At 64.6% G+C, this 15,334-nt stretch carries 15 protein-coding genes and 2 tRNA genes; 7 read left to right on the forward strand and 10 right to left on the reverse strand.

Going from position 1 to position 15,334, the window contains the following annotated elements; translation table 11 throughout:
* Positions 1–171: 171 nt before the first annotated feature.
* From H8S47_RS13325 to lon, 3 genes are all read right to left on the reverse strand, one after another.
* Positions 172–246, reverse strand: a tRNA-Val gene (locus tag H8S47_RS13325).
* 206 nt (positions 247–452) lie between these two features.
* Positions 453–749, reverse strand: coding sequence for an HU family DNA-binding protein (locus H8S47_RS13330; protein WP_328805547.1), 297 nt, complete (start codon positions 747–749; stop codon positions 453–455).
* A 103-nt stretch (positions 750–852) separates the two neighbouring features.
* Positions 853–3,246: an endopeptidase La gene (gene lon / locus H8S47_RS13335; protein WP_187504336.1), complete on the reverse strand. Its 2,394-nt coding sequence runs from the start codon at positions 3,244–3,246 to the stop codon at positions 853–855.
* Between the two features lie 249 nt (positions 3,247–3,495).
* Here lon and H8S47_RS13340 point away from each other — a divergent pair, with 249 nt between their 5' ends.
* From H8S47_RS13340 to H8S47_RS13350, 3 genes are all read left to right on the forward strand, one after another.
* Positions 3,496–5,220, forward strand: a complete 1,725-nt coding sequence (locus tag H8S47_RS13340) for a M1 family metallopeptidase (protein ID WP_187504337.1) — start codon at positions 3,496–3,498, stop codon at positions 5,218–5,220.
* Between the two features lie 116 nt (positions 5,221–5,336).
* Positions 5,337–5,534 carry a hypothetical protein gene (locus H8S47_RS13345; RefSeq protein WP_187504338.1) on the forward strand — a complete coding sequence of 66 codons (198 nt, stop codon included), beginning with the start codon at positions 5,337–5,339 and terminating at the stop codon, positions 5,532–5,534.
* Positions 5,531–5,917, forward strand: a complete 387-nt coding sequence (locus H8S47_RS13350) for a c-type cytochrome (protein WP_187504339.1) — start codon at positions 5,531–5,533, stop codon at positions 5,915–5,917. Before H8S47_RS13345 ends, H8S47_RS13350 begins: the two co-directional genes overlap by 4 nt.
* A gap of 2 nt (positions 5,918–5,919) precedes the next feature.
* Here H8S47_RS13350 and H8S47_RS13355 read toward each other — a convergent pair whose 3' ends face one another.
* Positions 5,920–7,044 carry a calcium:cation antiporter gene (locus tag H8S47_RS13355; protein ID WP_214655081.1) on the reverse strand — a complete coding sequence of 375 codons (1,125 nt, stop codon included), beginning with the start codon at positions 7,042–7,044 and terminating at the stop codon, positions 5,920–5,922.
* Positions 7,045–7,177: 133 nt separating this feature from the next.
* Between H8S47_RS13355 and H8S47_RS13360 the strand changes: the two genes are divergently transcribed.
* Positions 7,178–7,594, forward strand: coding sequence for a hypothetical protein (locus tag H8S47_RS13360; RefSeq protein WP_187504340.1), 417 nt, complete (start codon positions 7,178–7,180; stop codon positions 7,592–7,594).
* A gap of 318 nt (positions 7,595–7,912) precedes the next feature.
* Here H8S47_RS13360 and clpX read toward each other — a convergent pair whose 3' ends face one another.
* The 5 genes from clpX to H8S47_RS13385 form a co-directional block, all read right to left on the reverse strand.
* Positions 7,913–9,178 (reverse strand): ATP-dependent Clp protease ATP-binding subunit ClpX, encoded by a 1,266-nt coding sequence (gene clpX, locus H8S47_RS13365; RefSeq protein WP_056048170.1) that lies wholly within the window; start codon positions 9,176–9,178, stop codon positions 7,913–7,915.
* A 134-nt stretch (positions 9,179–9,312) separates the two neighbouring features.
* Positions 9,313–10,002, reverse strand: coding sequence for an ATP-dependent Clp protease proteolytic subunit (locus H8S47_RS13370; RefSeq protein ID WP_056048165.1), 690 nt, complete (start codon positions 10,000–10,002; stop codon positions 9,313–9,315).
* 232 nt (positions 10,003–10,234) lie between these two features.
* Entirely contained in the window at positions 10,235–11,161 is a 927-nt protein-coding gene (locus tag H8S47_RS13375; RefSeq protein ID WP_187504341.1) for a glycosyltransferase family 2 protein, read from the reverse strand.
* Between the two features lie 253 nt (positions 11,162–11,414).
* Positions 11,415–13,088: a trigger factor gene (gene tig, locus H8S47_RS13380; protein ID WP_187504342.1), complete on the reverse strand. Its 1,674-nt coding sequence runs from the start codon at positions 13,086–13,088 to the stop codon at positions 11,415–11,417.
* 67 nt (positions 13,089–13,155) lie between these two features.
* Positions 13,156–13,240: transfer RNA gene (locus H8S47_RS13385), tRNA-Leu, on the reverse strand.
* 109 nt (positions 13,241–13,349) lie between these two features.
* Between H8S47_RS13385 and H8S47_RS13390 the strand changes: the two genes are divergently transcribed.
* Positions 13,350–13,505 carry a hypothetical protein gene (locus tag H8S47_RS13390; protein ID WP_187504343.1) on the forward strand — a complete coding sequence of 52 codons (156 nt, stop codon included), beginning with the start codon at positions 13,350–13,352 and terminating at the stop codon, positions 13,503–13,505.
* A gap of 2 nt (positions 13,506–13,507) precedes the next feature.
* Entirely contained in the window at positions 13,508–13,726 is a 219-nt protein-coding gene (locus H8S47_RS13395) for a hypothetical protein (RefSeq protein WP_187504344.1), read from the forward strand.
* 3 nt (positions 13,727–13,729) lie between these two features.
* Here the strand turns inward: H8S47_RS13395 and H8S47_RS13400 are convergent, their stop codons facing one another.
* On the reverse strand, positions 13,730–14,344 hold the full coding sequence (locus H8S47_RS13400; RefSeq protein WP_187504345.1) for a hypothetical protein: 615 nt from the start codon (positions 14,342–14,344) through the stop codon (positions 13,730–13,732).
* Positions 14,345–14,612: 268 nt separating this feature from the next.
* Here H8S47_RS13400 and H8S47_RS18900 point away from each other — a divergent pair, with 268 nt between their 5' ends.
* Positions 14,613–15,173 (forward strand): retropepsin-like aspartic protease family protein, encoded by a 561-nt coding sequence (locus H8S47_RS18900; RefSeq protein WP_328805545.1) that lies wholly within the window; start codon positions 14,613–14,615, stop codon positions 15,171–15,173.
* The last annotated feature ends 161 nt before the right edge of the window (positions 15,174–15,334 follow it).

The following is a 15,334-nucleotide window of genomic DNA, read 5'->3' on the forward strand; positions in this document are numbered from 1 at the left end:
GCCCGCTTGTGCCGCAACCGTCCGCCGATACGGAAGCCGACCCACCCCCAGCCCCTCCCTTTCAGGGAGGGGGGAAGAAGGAGCGCCTTCCTCGGAGCAAAGGACGAAGGGTGACGCCATGGCCAGAAACAGAAACGCCGGCCCCTTCGTGCGAAGGAACCGGCGTAAATCTGGTGGGCGCGACAGGGATTGAACCTGTGACCCCACCCGTGTGAAGGGTGTGCTCTACCGCTGAGCTACGCGCCCGAAACTCGTTCGGAAGCGGGCCTTTAGGCAGGGCGCGCCTGCCTGTCCAGCCCTTAAGTGGCTAGCCTTTCGATCCTCCCCCGCCAGGGGGAGGTGGCTGGCGCTTGCAAGTCGAAGGGGGCGGTAAGTGATCACGTAGGTTCCGTGTCCTCCCCCTCCGACGCCTTCGGTGCCACCTCCCCCTGCCGGGGAGGATTGAGGGCTTGTTAGTTGACTGCGTCCTTCAGGCCCTTGCCGGCTTTGAACTTGGGTTGGGTCGAGGCCTTGATCGTCATCGGCTCGCCGGTGCGGGGATTGCGGCCGGTCGACGCCTTGCGCTTCGAGATCGAGAACGTGCCGAAACCGACCAGGCGAACTTCGTCGCCCTTCTTCAACGATGCCTCGATCGCGTCGAACACCGCCTCGACCGCCTTGGTTGCGTCGGCCTTTACGAGCCCAGACGTATCCGCAACCGTAGCGATCAGCTCCTGCTTGTTCATATAGTCCCCCGGAAAAACTCGAATCGCCTGCGATGGACTCGCAGCCGCACTCAGCGCGCAATAATGCGGCGGCTCCGTCTGCTGTCAAACGAAACCGCCGCGTTATCGCTTACGATCCAAACATGGATCAGTGGTGAAGGCCACCCCCGACCGGCGCAATCGGTGCCGGTGGCAGGGCCGCCAGCTCGTCGGCATCGGTCCACTCGATCGCTTCGAGCGGCTCGGTGAGCGCCAGACGGAGCACCTCGTCGACATGCTTGACGGGGATGATCTTCAGCCCCGCCTTGATGTTCGCCGGAATCTCCACGAGGTCCTTCTCGTTCTCGGCCGGGATCAGCACCGTCTCGATCCCGCCCCGCAGCGCCGCGAGCAGCTTCTCCTTGAGGCCACCGATCGGCAGCACGCGGCCGCGTAGCGTCACCTCGCCGGTCATCGCCACCTCGCGCCGGATCGGGACGCCGGTCAGCGTCGAGACGATCGACGTGACCATGCCGATACCCGCCGACGGACCGTCCTTCGGCACGGCACCCTCGGGCAGATGGATGTGAATATCCTTCCGCGCGAACAGGCTCGGCTTGATCCCGTAGCTCGGCGCGCGCGCCTTGACGAAGCTGAACGCGGTCTCGATCGACTCCTTCATCACGTCGCCGAGTTTGCCGGTGAGCTTGGCCTGCCCCTTGCCCGCAACCGTCACGCTCTCGATCGTCAGAAGCTCGCCGCCGACTTCGGTCCAGGCGAGCCCGGTGACCGCACCGATCTGGTTCTCGGTCTCGCCGAGCCCGTGGCGGTACTTCTGCACACCGGCATACTCGCCGATGTTCTCGGGCGTGATCGTGACGCTGGTCGTCTTGTTCTCGAGAATCTGGCGCAGCGCCTTGCGGCACAGCTTGGCGATCTCGCGCTCCAGCGTACGCACGCCGGCCTCTCGCGTGTATTGCTGGATGAGCGTACGAAGCCCCTCCTGCGTCAGCGTGAACTCACCCGGCTTCAGGCCGTGCGCCTCGATCTGCTTCTCGACCAGATGGCGCTCGGCGATCTCGACCTTCTCGTCCTCGGTATAGCCCTCCAGACGGATGATCTCCATGCGGTCGAGCAGCGCCTGCGGCAGGTTGAGCGAGTTGGCCGTGCAGACGAACATTACGTCCGACAGGTCGATATCGACCTCCAGATAATGATCCTGGAACTTGCCGTTCTGCTCCGGATCGAGCACCTCGAGCAGCGCCGATGCCGGATCGCCGCGGAAATCCTGGCCGAGCTTGTCGATCTCGTCGAGCAGGAACAGCGGGTTCGACGTGCCGGCCTTTTTGAGGTTCGTCACGATCTTGCCCGGCAGCGAGCCGATATAGGTACGACGATGCCCGCGGATCTCGGCTTCGTCGCGCACGCCGCCGAGCGACTGGCGGATGAACTCGCGCCCGGTCGCCTTGGCAATCGACTTGCCGAGCGAGGTCTTGCCGACACCCGGAGGGCCGACGAGGCACAGGATCGGCCCCTTGAGCTTGTTGGTGCGCGCCTGCACGGCAAGATACTCGACGATCCGGTCCTTGACCTTCTCGAGCGCGTAATGATCCTCGTCCAGCGTCACCTGCGCGGCGGCGATATCCTTCTTGATCTTCGACTTCTTGCCCCAGGGGAGCCCGAGCAGCACGTCGAGATAATTGCGCACCACGGTTGCCTCGGCGCTCATCGGCGCCATCGTCTTGAGCTTCTTGAGCTCCGACGTCGCCTTGCCGCGCGCCTCCTTGCTCATCTTGAGCGTCGCGATCTTCTGCGTCAGCTCGGCGATCTCGTCGCCTTCGCCCTCGCCGTCCTCGTTGCCGAGTTCGCGCTGGATCGCCTTCAACTGCTCATTCAGATAGTATTCGCGCTGCGTCTTCTCCATCTGGCGCTTGACGCGGCTCTTGATCTTCTTCTCGACCTGCAGGACGCCCAACTCGCCTTCCATCGCGACCATCGCCATTTCTAGGCGCTTCACAGGGTCGGTCTGCATCAGCAGGGCCTGCTTCTCGGCCACCTTAATCTGCACGTTGGCGATTACCGCATCAGACAGTTTTGCCGCCTCAACGATCTCAGACAACTGAACCGACGTCTCGGACGACAGCTTACGATTGAGCTTGGCGTAGTTTTCGAACTGATCGACGACCGAGCGCATCAATGCGGTGACCTCGGGGCCCTCGACTTCGGCATCGGCGACCGTCTCAACCGTTGCGGTCAGGAACTCGCCCGACTCGTCCAGCGTCTCCAGCGTTGCGCGCTGCTTGCCCTCGACGAGCACGCGGACGGTTCCGTCCGGGAGCTTCAGCAACTGCAAGACGGTCGCGGTGACGCCCATCGAATACAGGTCGTCGCGCGACGGATCGTCTTCGGCGGGATCCACCTGCGCTACGAGATAAATCTCCTTGTCCGCCGCCATCGCCGCCTCGAGCGCGGCAACGGACTTATCGCGGCCGACGAACAGCGGCACGATCATGTGCGGGAACACGACGATGTCGCGAAGGGGAAGGACGGGGTACTGGGTCATGAACGCTCCGGTGGGTGCCTGCATGGGGGCATAATCTGTAGCTTATATGGTGAGGATGAAGCGTCCATCAATTGGTTGGCGGTTGTTACGGGTTTTCGCACGGCACCCCAGCCCAACCGCTCTCCTGCGAACGCAGGAGTCCAGGGTAGCAAGCTGCGGTAATTGTGATCCTGGGCTCCTGCATTCGCAGGAGAACCGAAGAGGCCGGATCGCACTTGTATGCGGGCCTCCCAGGCGCGAGAACGCGGTATGATCTCCCGTCTCCTCCTCGCCGCCAGCGCCACCGCGCTTCTCGCCGCTGCACCGCTCCCGAAGAAGGGCGAACCGGCGATCACCGCGCAGACGCAGCGGTCCGGCGGAGTGCTTACGCCCGAGCAGACCGCGCTCCGGTTCGACAGCGCCGACCTCGCGTTCGAAGTGCTGCCCGAGACGGAGAGCCTGAACGGCGTGGCGACTTTGGTCTTCACCGCGAAGGCCCCCCTCGCCCGCCTGCCGATCGACCTCGACCGCAATCTGCCGGTCAGCGCGATAGGGATCGACGGCGTACCGCTCGCGCCCTCGGCGTGGAGCAATCTCGAGGGGCGGTTGACGATCACGCTGCCCAAGCCGGTCGCGGCGGGCGGCAAGGTCACCGCGGAGATCACCTATGGTGGCACGCCGCACGTCGCGGTGAAGGCGCCGTGGGACGACGGCATGGTCTGGTCGAAGACGCCCGACGGCCGCACCTGGTTCGCGACGACCGCGGAGGGCTATGGCTGCGACCTGTTCTGGCCGTGCCTCGATTTCCCGACCGGCGAGCCCGCGCTGGTGACGCTGCACATCACCGTGCCGAAGGGGCTGAAGGCGCCCTCCAACGGCGTGCTGCTCGGTGTCGATACGCTGGCGGACGGCCGGACGACGTGGAACTGGCGTGCCAAACATCCCAACACCTACGGGATCGCGCTGAACGTCGGGCCGTATGAGGAGATCAGCGGCGCGTACAAGAGCCGCTTCGGCAACAGCATCCCGATGTATTACTGGTATCTGCCGGGCGAGAAGGCGCAGGCGGAAAAGCTGTTCGCCGAATTCGCGCCGACGCTCGATTTCTTCGAGAGCATGATCGGCCCCTACCCGTTCGGCGACGAGAAGCTCGGCGTGGTCGAGACGCCGCACAAGGGCATGGAGCACCAGACGATCAACGCGTACGGCAACGAATACGCGAAGGCGCCCGAGGGGTTCGACTGGCTGTTCCAGCACGAGTTCGCGCATGAGTGGTTCGGCAACCAGCTGACCGCCGCCAACTGGGACGATTACTGGCTGCACGAGGGCTATGGCACGTACATGCAGCCGCTCTACGGCCAGTGGCGCGAGGGGCGCGCGCGCTATGCGGCGATGATGCAGGGCGAACGCACCTCGATCATGAACCTCAAGCCGATCACGCAGCAGCGCGTCACCACCGAGGAGGAGGTGTACGAACTCGACGAGGGCGGCGCAGGGCAGGACATCTACTATAAGGGCTCGTGGATGCTCCACACGCTGCGGGCGCTGATCGGCGACAAGGCGTTCTTCGACGTCACGCGGCTGGCGGTATATGGACGCGCGGATCCGAAGCCGGGCAATTTCGCGCCTCGGTTCGGGTCGACGAAGGAATATGAGGCGCTCGTCCGGAAAGTGACGGGGAAGGACTATGCGTGGTTCTTCGACGTGTATCTCCGGCAGGCGGCGCTGCCCGAGCTAGTGGAGACGCGGACGGGAAATACGCTGGGTTTGGCTTGGAAAGTGCCGGGCAACGGCCCGTTCCCACTGCCGGTGCAGGTGCAGATCGATGGGAAGACGCGGACTTTGCCGATGACTGGCGGGAATGCGAGCTTGTCGGTCCCGGCGGGCGCGCATGTCGTGATCGATCCGGATGCGCTGGTCCTGCGTCGGAGTGTCGCACTGGAAGACGTCGCCGCCTGGAAGGCCGCGCAAGCTGCGAAGGCCAAGCCCCAGTGACCTCTCCACCGTTCCCTCGCGAAAGCGAGGCCCCAGGAATCACAGATGTCGCCCTACGTGACCCTGGGCTCCTGCGTTCGCAGGAGTACGGACCTTGGGGGTCGCGCGCGGCGGAGATGGCGGCGATCTTCATGGTCGGCGACGGGTTGATGGGGCTCCTCCAACCCCGCCGCCACGTCGATCTCTGGAAGGACGATGCGCTCGGGACCGAGAAACTTGTGAAGCCCTTCGTCGACCGGCCCGGCCGCCGTCGCCTCTACGCCGTCGTGCAGATCCCCGCCGGTCTCGCCTTGGCTGCACGCCAAAAGCGATGACCCTGCCGCAGTGGCCCCTGCTGGCACTGGCGCTCGCAGGCTGCGGTCCGAGCCCCGACGCCGGCACGACCAGCCAGATCGCCAACGGCGAACGCGTCTTTCGTCGCTGCACCGCCTGCCACACGATCGGGCAATACGCGGGCGATACCGACGGTCCGAACCTCTACGCGGTCATGGGCAATCCGATCGGTGAGCGACGCCCCCGCTTCTCCTACACCGCCGGGCTGAAAGCACTCGGCGGCAACTGGGACGCCAAGCGCATGGATGCCTGGCTCACCAACCCGCGCAAGATGGTGCCCGGCACGACGATGGCGTTCGCGGGCCTCCCCGATCCAAAGGACCGCGCCGACGTCATCGCCTACCTGTCTACGCAAGGTCCCTGAGCTTAAGGCACCACCGTCGTGAACAGATAGGCGGCGAAAATCACGAGGTGGACGACGCCCTGCAACACCGTCGTCCGCCCGGTGCCGAGTGACAGCGTCGCGACGAACAGCGACAGCGCCAACAGCGTCATGCTCTTCGCGTCGATGCCAAGCGCGAGTGGCAGGTCGAGCACCAGCGACACGATCGCGACGCTCGGGATCGTCAGACCGATCGTCGCCAGCGCGGAGCCGAGCGCGAGGTTGAGGCTGGTCTGCAACCGGTTGCGCCGCGCCGACTTGTACGCGGCCAGGCTCTCGGGTGCGAGCACCAGCGCGGCGATCACCACGCCGACCACGGTCAGCGGCAGGCCGGCACCGAGCACCGCGGCCTCGATCGTTGGCGACAGCGTTTTCGCAAGCAGCACCACCGACACCAACGCCACCAGCAGCGCGGCGAAGGCGATGCCCGTCGCGCGACCCGATGGCGGCGCGGCGTGATCGTCCTTGTCGTCGGTCGACGGCAGAAAATAATCGCGGTGGCGTACCGTCTGCACCAGCACGAAGGTGCCGTAGAGGATCAGCGATACGACTGCGACGAAGATCAACTGCGACGACGCGTAGGTCGGGCCCTGTGTCGACGACGTATAGTTCGGCAGGATCAGCGACAGCGCCGCCATCGCCGCGAGCACGCCGAGCGCCGCGGTCATGCCCTTCAGCGTGAAGCGCTGCTCATGATGCCGCACCGCCCCCGCGAGCAGGCAGATGCCGATGATGAAGTTGAGGATGATCATGATCGCCGCGAACACCGTGTCGCGCGCGAGCGTGGTAGCGTCGCTGGCGTTGGAGAGCATCAGCGAGACGATCAGCGAAACCTCGATCACGGTGACCGCGATCGCGAGGACGAGCGTCCCGAATGGCTCACCGACCTTGTGCGCGATCACTTCGGCGTGGTGGACCGCGGCTAGCACGCTACCGATCAGCACGATCACGGCGGCGGCGGTGCCGAGCGTGCCCATCTTGGCAAGGCCGACAAGGACGGCGAGTAGCCCCAGGCCCGGCGCGATCAGCGTCCAGATCGGCAGTGCCAGCCGGTCCGGCATCGTCTCCACAACGTGTTCGTTCGGTCGGTCGGCCACTTCGATCGTCATGCATGCTCCCTCGTTCCACTTGGATAACGAATGCGCGAGGGCCGATAAGGGTCCGAGTCGGGGCGATTGCGGGGCGGTCAGGATCGGGTAGGTTGCACCGATGCTGGCTTCCGATCTCCGCGAAACGCTCGTCATGACCGTCGATGCGATGCGGGATGCTCGAGACCCGTGGTGGATCATTTCCAGCGCGGCGGTGGCGCTTCACGGGGTGGTACCGATCGAGGTCGGCGATGTCGATGTGCTCATGAGCGTGGCAGATGCCCAGCGGGCGATGGACCAGCTCGGGGTCGTGCCCATCGAGGATGGCGCGAGCGCGCTCTTCCGGTCGACGCTGTTCGCGCGGTGGGAGATGCCGCCTTTGGTCGTCGAGATCATGGCGGGGTTTCATGTTGCGAAAGGCGCAGAGTGGACGGAGGTGCTGCCTCGGACGCGCGTATCTCTCCCGTTGGACGGACGCGTCGCTTACGTGCCTGACCGGGCGGAATTAGCCGAGATGCTCAGGCTGTTCGGACGTCCAAAGGACTTGGAGCGGGCTCGGCTTTTGACCTGAGGACCGTAGTGGCGGCGCCGGCCGCACGCGGGCCCCGACCTCGTCGCCGGGAACCCTACAATGTCCCCTAAGATAGAAGGAACGCCAATGGTGTAGTGGGTGAAGACGGGGCATATCGCCCGTTCTCTCTGGGTCAGGTCACATCCTGTCGTTCCCCCGCGAAAGCGGGGGTCCAGGAGTCACGACCGCTACGGCCTGGTACCCTGGACCCCCGCCTTCGCGGGGGAACAGTCAGAAGAGCAGCCCGCGCTCTGCCCCAAACAAAAAAAGGGCGCCGATCGCTCGACGCCCTCTCCCGTATCTCAAACCAGTTCCGCTTTAAGCAGCATCGCCGGTCTTCTTCTTCTCGGCATAGACGCGGATCGGTTCCTTGCGGCCTTCGATCACGTCCTTGTCGATCATCACCTCGTCGACGCCGTCCATGCCGGGCAGGTCGAACATCGTATCGAGCAGGATGCTCTCCAGGATCGAGCGAAGCCCGCGCGCGCCGGTCTTGCGTTCGATGCCCTTTTTGGCGACCGAGACCAGCGCGTCGTCGGTGAAACCGAGCGCGACGTCCTCCATCTCGAACAGCTTCTGGTACTGCTTGACCAGCGCGTTCTTCGGCTCCTTCAGGATCTTCACCAGCGCGTCGACATCGAGATCCTCAAGCGTCGCGATCACCGGCAAGCGACCAACGAACTCGGGGATAAGCCCGAACTTCAACAGATCCTCCGGCTCGACCGACTTCAACGTCTCGCCGGTCTTGCGCTCGTCCGGCCCGGCGACATACGCACCGAAACCGATCGACTTGCCCTGGAGGCGATCGCCGATGATCTTCTCAAGACCGGAGAACGCACCGCCGCAGATGAACAAGATGTTGGTCGTATCCACCTGCAGGAATTCCTGCTGCGGATGCTTACGGCCACCCTGCGGCGGCACCGATGCGGTGGTGCCTTCCATCAACTTGAGCAACGCCTGCTGCACGCCCTCGCCCGACACGTCGCGCGTGATCGAGGGGTTCTCGGCCTTGCGCGAAATCTTGTCGATCTCGTCGATGTAGACGATCCCGCGCTGCGCCCGCTCGACGTTGTAGTCGGACGCCTGAAGCAGCTTGAGGATGATGTTCTCGACGTCCTCGCCGACATAACCCGCCTCGGTCAGCGTCGTCGCATCGGCCATCGTGAACGGCACGTCGAGGATGCGGGCAAGCGTCTGCGCGAGCAGAGTCTTGCCGCAACCGGTCGGCCCGACGAGCAGGATGTTCGACTTGGACAGCTCGACATCGGCACCCTTGGCGCCGTGGTTGAGCCGCTTGTAGTGATTGTGCACCGCAACCGACAGGACGCGCTTGGCGCGCTTCTGGCCGATCACGTAATCGTCGAGGACGTCGCAGATCTCCTGCGGAGTCGGCACGCCGCCGTCCTTCTTGGACACCAGCGCGGACTTCGTCTCCTCACGGATGATGTCGTTGCATAGCTCGACGCACTCGTCGCAGATGAAGACCGTCGGCCCGGCGATCAACTTGCGGACCTCGTGCTGCGACTTCCCGCAGAACGAGCAATAGAGGGTGCTCTTCGAGTCGCCACCGCTCAGCTTCGTCATTCAATCACCTCTCGCGCATGTCGGTGCACGTGCCGTTTCCGGGGCCGCTACCGTAACGCACCCCGGAGTTCCTACAATCAAATAAACCGGCGGGGTTTACGATTCACCCCATGCCCGTCTCGTTCAAGCGGGTATCAGGCAGGCTTCGGGGCATCCTCGGATACCGCCGGACGCTTGTCGAACACCTCGTCGATCAGACCGAAATCCTTCGCCTCGTTCGCTTCGAGGAACGTATCGCGGTCCATCCGGCGCTCGATCTCTTCGATCGGCTGGCCGGTATACTGCGAATACAGCTCATTCATGCGCTTGCGGATGCGCAGGATCTCGCGGGCCTGGATCTCGATGTCGCTGGCCATGCCCTGTGCACCACCCGATGGCTGATGGATCATGATCCGTGCATTGGTCATCGCGACGCGCATGCCGGGCTCGCCGCTCGCGAGCAGGAAGCTGCCCATCGACGCGGCCTGGCCGATGCAGACGGTGCCGACGCGCGGACGGATGTACCGCATCGTGTCGTGGATCGCCATGCCCGCCGTGACGACACCGCCCGGCGAGTTGATGTACATGAAGATGTCTTTCTTCGGGTTCTCGGACTCGAGGAAGAGCAGCTGTGCGGTGATCAGCGAGGCCATGCCGTCCTCGACGCCGCCGGTCACGAAGATGATGCGCTCGCGGAGCAGGCGCGAGAAGATGTCGAACGAACGCTCGCCGCGGTTCGACTGCTCGATGACGATGGGAACCAGGCCTGCTTGCGTCTGCTGCAGGCCGAGCCCGGCGCTGGCCAACGGGCTCGCGAAATCGCCGGTCTCGAACGGATTGTGCATGGAAATCTCTCTTATGCCCCAGTGAACCGCTAACATCGGCGGTCCGGGAGGGGAGTTCAAGCCCTTCGCACCTTGCCGCGAGGACAGCTTCCCCTCGCCCCTCCGGGGAAAGGGAAGGGCCCGCACGCGCTTGCAGGTGGGAGGGTGAGGGGCGGTTGGGATCCGCCAACCTCCCCTCACCCTCCCGTCGCCGAGTGGCTCCTCCTTCCCTCTCCCCGGTGGGGCGAGGGAGTCAGATGCCCGGTGCGGGGTAGGCTAGGTACGCGAGGCGGCGGACTTCGCGGCGGCCTCTTACTACCGTATCGAGGATCAACCCCGTGAAGACGTTGAGCGCTGCGAAGATGCCCAGCCCGGTGATCAGGATCGCGGTCGGGAAGCGCGGGACCTGGTGGATCTCGATATAGGTCAACACCAGCGGGATGCCGAGGATCAGCGCGAGCAGTCCGAACACGCTGCCGATCGCGCCGAAGAACCAGAGCGGCCGTTCGATGCGGTAGAGCGTCATGATCGTGCGGAGGATACGCCAGCCGTCTCCATAGGTGCTGAGCTTCGATTCGGAGCCTTCGGGGCGCGCATAATAGGGCGTCTCGACCTCGCCGATCGGCATCTTGAGTTCCAGCGCGTGGACGCTGATCTCGGTCTCGATCTCGAACCCGGCGGACAGCGACGGGAAGCTCTTCACGAACCGGCGTGAGAACACGCGGTAGCCCGAGAGGATGTCGGTGAAGCTGCGGCCGAACAGGCGGGCGAGCATGCCGGTGAGTAGCGCGTTGCCGAAGCGGTGGCCGCGACGATAGGATTCCTGGACCTGGCTGATGCGTGAGCCGACGACCATGTCGAGCTGTTCGTCGAGGACCCGCTTTACCAGATTCGGGGCGGAAGCGGCGTCGTAGGTCGCGTCCCCGTCGGCCATGACGTAGATGTCGGCGTCGATGTCGGCGAACATGCGGCGGACGACCGCGCCCTTGCCCTGGATGCGCTCGGTTCTGACCACGGCACCGGCGGCGCGCGCAACCTCGGTGGTGCGGTCTGCGCTGTTGTTGTCGTAGACGTAGATGGTGGCGCCCGGCAGCGCGGCGCGGAACCCTGCGATCGTCTGCGCGATCGCGGCTTCCTCGTTGTAGCACGGGAGCAGGACGGCGATTCTCGGTTCGGTCATGCCCTGCCCTACGAAGTTGAAAGACGACATCGGAGATCGAGCAGCGGTCGAAACGTCAGTCAACGCACCATCCCAAAACGCACTTCCCCGGCGAAGGCCGGAGCCCAGTTGGGAAAGGCCCATAACGGAGCGTTGCGGCTCGTTACAGCTACCTTTCTAACTGGACCCCGGCCTCCGCCGAGGAAGTGCCCCTTTTACGGGTCATACAGTGCGACCCGTCACCCCGAACCAGGTCCGGGGGGACGGGAAGGTGTTACGCCTCGGTCTTGGTCGCCGCCTTCTTGGCAGCTGGCTTCTTCGCGGCCGGCTTCTTCGCCGGTGCGTCGGCCGCTTCGGTGCCCTCTGCGTTCTCGGCAGCGACCGGCGACGATTCCGTCACGGCCGTCTCTGCTTCAACAGGAGCAGCCTTCTTCTTGGCAGGTGCCTTCTTGGCGGGCTTGGCGTCTTCCGCGGCGTCCGAAGCAGGCACCTCTTCCGTCACGGCCTGATCCGAAGCAGCGGCGTCGTCGGCAGGTGCCGCCTTCTTCTTGGCGGCTGCCTTCTTCTTCGGCTTGTGGTTGTCGTGATCGTGCGTGTGCGTGCCGCTGGCGAACCCGTCTTCGCTCTCGATCGCCGCCTCAAGCTCCTCGCGCGTAGCTTCGCGGTCGGTGATCTCGGCCTTCTCGAACAGGAAGTCGACGACCTTGTCCTCGTACAGCGGCGCGCGCAGCTGGGCGGCCGCCATCGGCTCCTGCTGGACGTACTGCATGAACTGCTGGCGCTGCTCGGCGGGATACTGCTGCGCAGCCTGTGCCAGCAGACGCTGCATTTCCTGGTTCGAAACCTCGACGCCGTTCGCCTGGCCGATCTCGGACAGGAGCAGGCCCAGGCGCACGCGACGCTCGGCGATCTTGCGGTAATCGTCGCGCTCGCCTTCCATCTCGGCCATCGCAGCCTCGGGATCGGCCTCGTGCGTGGCTTCGTGCTGGAGCTGCGACCAGATCTGATTGAACTCGGCCTCGACCATCGACGGCGGCACTTCAAAGTCGTGACCCTCGGCGAGCTGGTCGAGCAGCTTGCGCTTCATGTGCGTGCGCGTGAGACCGTTATGCTCCTGCTCGATCTGACCCTTGAGCAAACCCGTGAGCTGCTCGAGGCTCTCGAGACCCAGCGACTTCGCCAGATCCTCGTCGATCTTGCTCTCGCCCGCGGTCTTCACCGACTTGACGGTGATGTCGAACGTCGCCGGCTGACCCGCGAGCGACTTCTCCTGATACTCCTCGGGGAAGGTCACGTTCAGGACCTTGTCGTCGCCGGTCTTCACGCCGACGAGCTGATCCTCGAAGCCCGGGATGAGACGACCCGCGCCCAGCTCGACGCCCATGTCGGTGCCGGTGCCGCCCTCGAACGCGACGCCGTCGGCGGTCTTGCCGACGAAATCGACAGTGACGAGATCGCCCATCGCCGCGACGTAACCGTCGGCTGCGTCGTCCCACTTCTTCTGCTGGTCGGCGAACTTCTGGAGCTGCTCGGTGACCGCGTCGTCGGCGACGGGCACGGTCAGGCGCTCGAGCTTGATGCCGTCGATCGCGGGTGCGGGAACCTGCGGGAGGACCTCCATCTCGACCTTGACCACGGCGTCCTTGCCGATGTCATAGCCGTCTTCGAGCTCGACCGAAGGCTGCATCGCCGGGCGAAGCTGCTTCTCGGCGACGAGCGTCTGGACGCCCTCCTGGATCGCCGCGTTCAGCGCGTCCTGGGTCAGCGCCGGGCCGTGCATCTTGCGGATGAGGTTCGCCGGCACCTTGCCCGGACGGAAGCCCGGCATCTTCATCTGCGGCGCGAGGCGCTTGAGCTCGACATCGACCTTGGCATCGATATCCTTCGCGGTGATGGTGAGCGTAAAGGCGCGCTTGAGGCCCTCGTTCAACGTCTCGACAGTCTGCATGTCCGGCCTTTGTTATAAGAGCATTCGGGATAATTCGTCGGGCGGTCGCCTCGCCTGCGCGGCGGGCTGGTGCGGGCGAAGGGACTCGAACCCCCACATCTTGCGATACTTGGACCTAAACCAAGCGCGTCTACCAGTTCCGCCACGCCCGCACAGGACATCGCCGTAGCGGGCGCGTCTATACCAACGATGCATGCGGGGGCAAGCACATAGGCAACTCCCGCTGATTACGGGCGTTGAGCATTTAGAAGGAGAGACATCATGGCTACCCAACCCCCGGCAGAATTCCCGACCCCGACGCCGCCCGTCGAGCCGACTGCCCCGCCGCCCGAGTTCAACCCGCCCGCACCGGATATCGACGTGCCTGCTCCGGGCACGCCGTCGAACGACCCGGCACCCGTGCAGCCCGAGTTGTGAGCATGGCCGGACCGCATTCCGGCACGAACCCCGAAACGCTGCCCGAGGATCGTGACGAGGATCCCCGCAGCGATATCGAACAGGCGGTGGAGTCACGCTCCGACGCGGTCGAGCGCGGCGAAGGCGGCGACGAGCCCGAGACGTTCACGGACACTGGTCTGCCGGACGGCGTCGGCGGCACCGGTGGGGTCGTCAAGAACCAGGACGACGACGCGCAATAATCGTTAAGAGGACGGCAAATGGCGGTCGGTGCGATAGGCGTCGACCGCCATCAACAGGCCGGCTATTTCCGCCGCCGAGAGCAGGAACGACCGTTCGCCGCCGTTTTGCGCCAAGATCTTGAATGACCATGACGTCGTTCCATCGCCGACGTACAGTTTGGCGTTGGCCCTCAACAGGGGCGCGCCGATCGCAAAGCCGATGGTCTCAGATCGCAAGCATGCGTAGCCCCTCGGGCATGATGCCCTGACGCGCGCGATCCGTTGCGTTGCTATCGTACGCGGCCCGGCAGGCGTTGCATAATTGGCTGTATTCCAGTTCGCCCAACCATAGTCGCGATACCGTATCCTGACATAGGCCTGATACGTGGCCCGCCCCGTCGTCTTGTCGATGAAAGCTCGAAGAAAAACGTCGTCGAGCGCGGTCCCCACCAGCGGCCTTCGCTCGACGAATCCGTTCGCGGTGGCGATCGTCGCGACCGTGTCCAGAGCGTCGTCACGAAGCGTCGCTCGGGCCTGAAATTGCGCCGGCGTCATCGCCGCAAGCCGGCGCTCGCCGCTGGACTGGCTCGGTGCGGGCGACGCCTGACCAATGACGAGCGTCAGGATCGCGACCATCATTGTCCATCTGATCGCCATCTGCCGCCCCCGGGTCACAGTGAAGCGCGTTCGACGGACACGCGCAATCCGTGGGGACGGCAATCCGGCCGGTTTCGGATCGGTCCTTTTTCGAGCTCCGTTCGGCCGAACGCCGGTCAGCACCGATACAGGTTGCCGCGACTACGCTAAGATACTGCGTTTACCTCTATTTCAGGACCCGTCGATCTTCACGCTGCCCAACCCCAGCCAACCGCACACGCTTTATGTCGCACTCGGCATCGCCGTCTTTGTGCTCGTCGTCGCGCAGCGCATTCCGATCGTGCGGACGCTCGTGAATATCGCCATGACGCTCGTGCTCGTCGGTTTGCTGTTCGTCGCGATCGACCAGCGGCGCCAGTTCGATCCGTATGTCGGCAAGATCGCGCGGTTTCTGAAGATCGAGGACCAGCAGGTAGTTGGCGGCGAGGTCCGCATCCGCATGTCACCGGACGGGCATTTCTGGGCGCGGGCGACGATCGACGGGGTGAGCCAGCGGTTGCTGATCGACAGCGGCGCGACGATCACGGCGATTTCGGAGAAGACGGCGGACGCGGCGGGGATCGAGGCGCGGGTCGGTGTAGTGCCGATCGTGTTGCAGACTGCCAATGGGTCTATCGCTGCGAAAACCGGCAACATCTCGGAGTTGAAACTGGGCGCGATCGTCGCGCGCGACTTGCAGGTCGTGGTGTCGCCGGCGTTCGGGGATACCAACGTGCTGGGGATGAACTTCCTGTCGCGGCTGGCGTCGTGGCGCGTGGAGGAGAACACGCTGATCCTGGTGCCGCATCATCCGCAGAAGGTGGAAGCGTAAGGCTGCCACTGCGCAGCCCTCGCCCTCGCTTTCAATCCGACCCCACCTCATTCAACTGCCACCCCGGCGAAGGCCGGGGCCCAATTGGAACGTCCGCAGTAACGAGGCGATGCCCTCCGTTGACAACGTCCCCAATTGGGCCCCGGCTATCGCCGGGGTGG

Source organism: Sphingomonas albertensis (genome assembly GCF_014358075.1).
Taxonomy (GTDB): Bacteria; Pseudomonadota; Alphaproteobacteria; order Sphingomonadales; family Sphingomonadaceae; genus Sphingomonas; species Sphingomonas albertensis.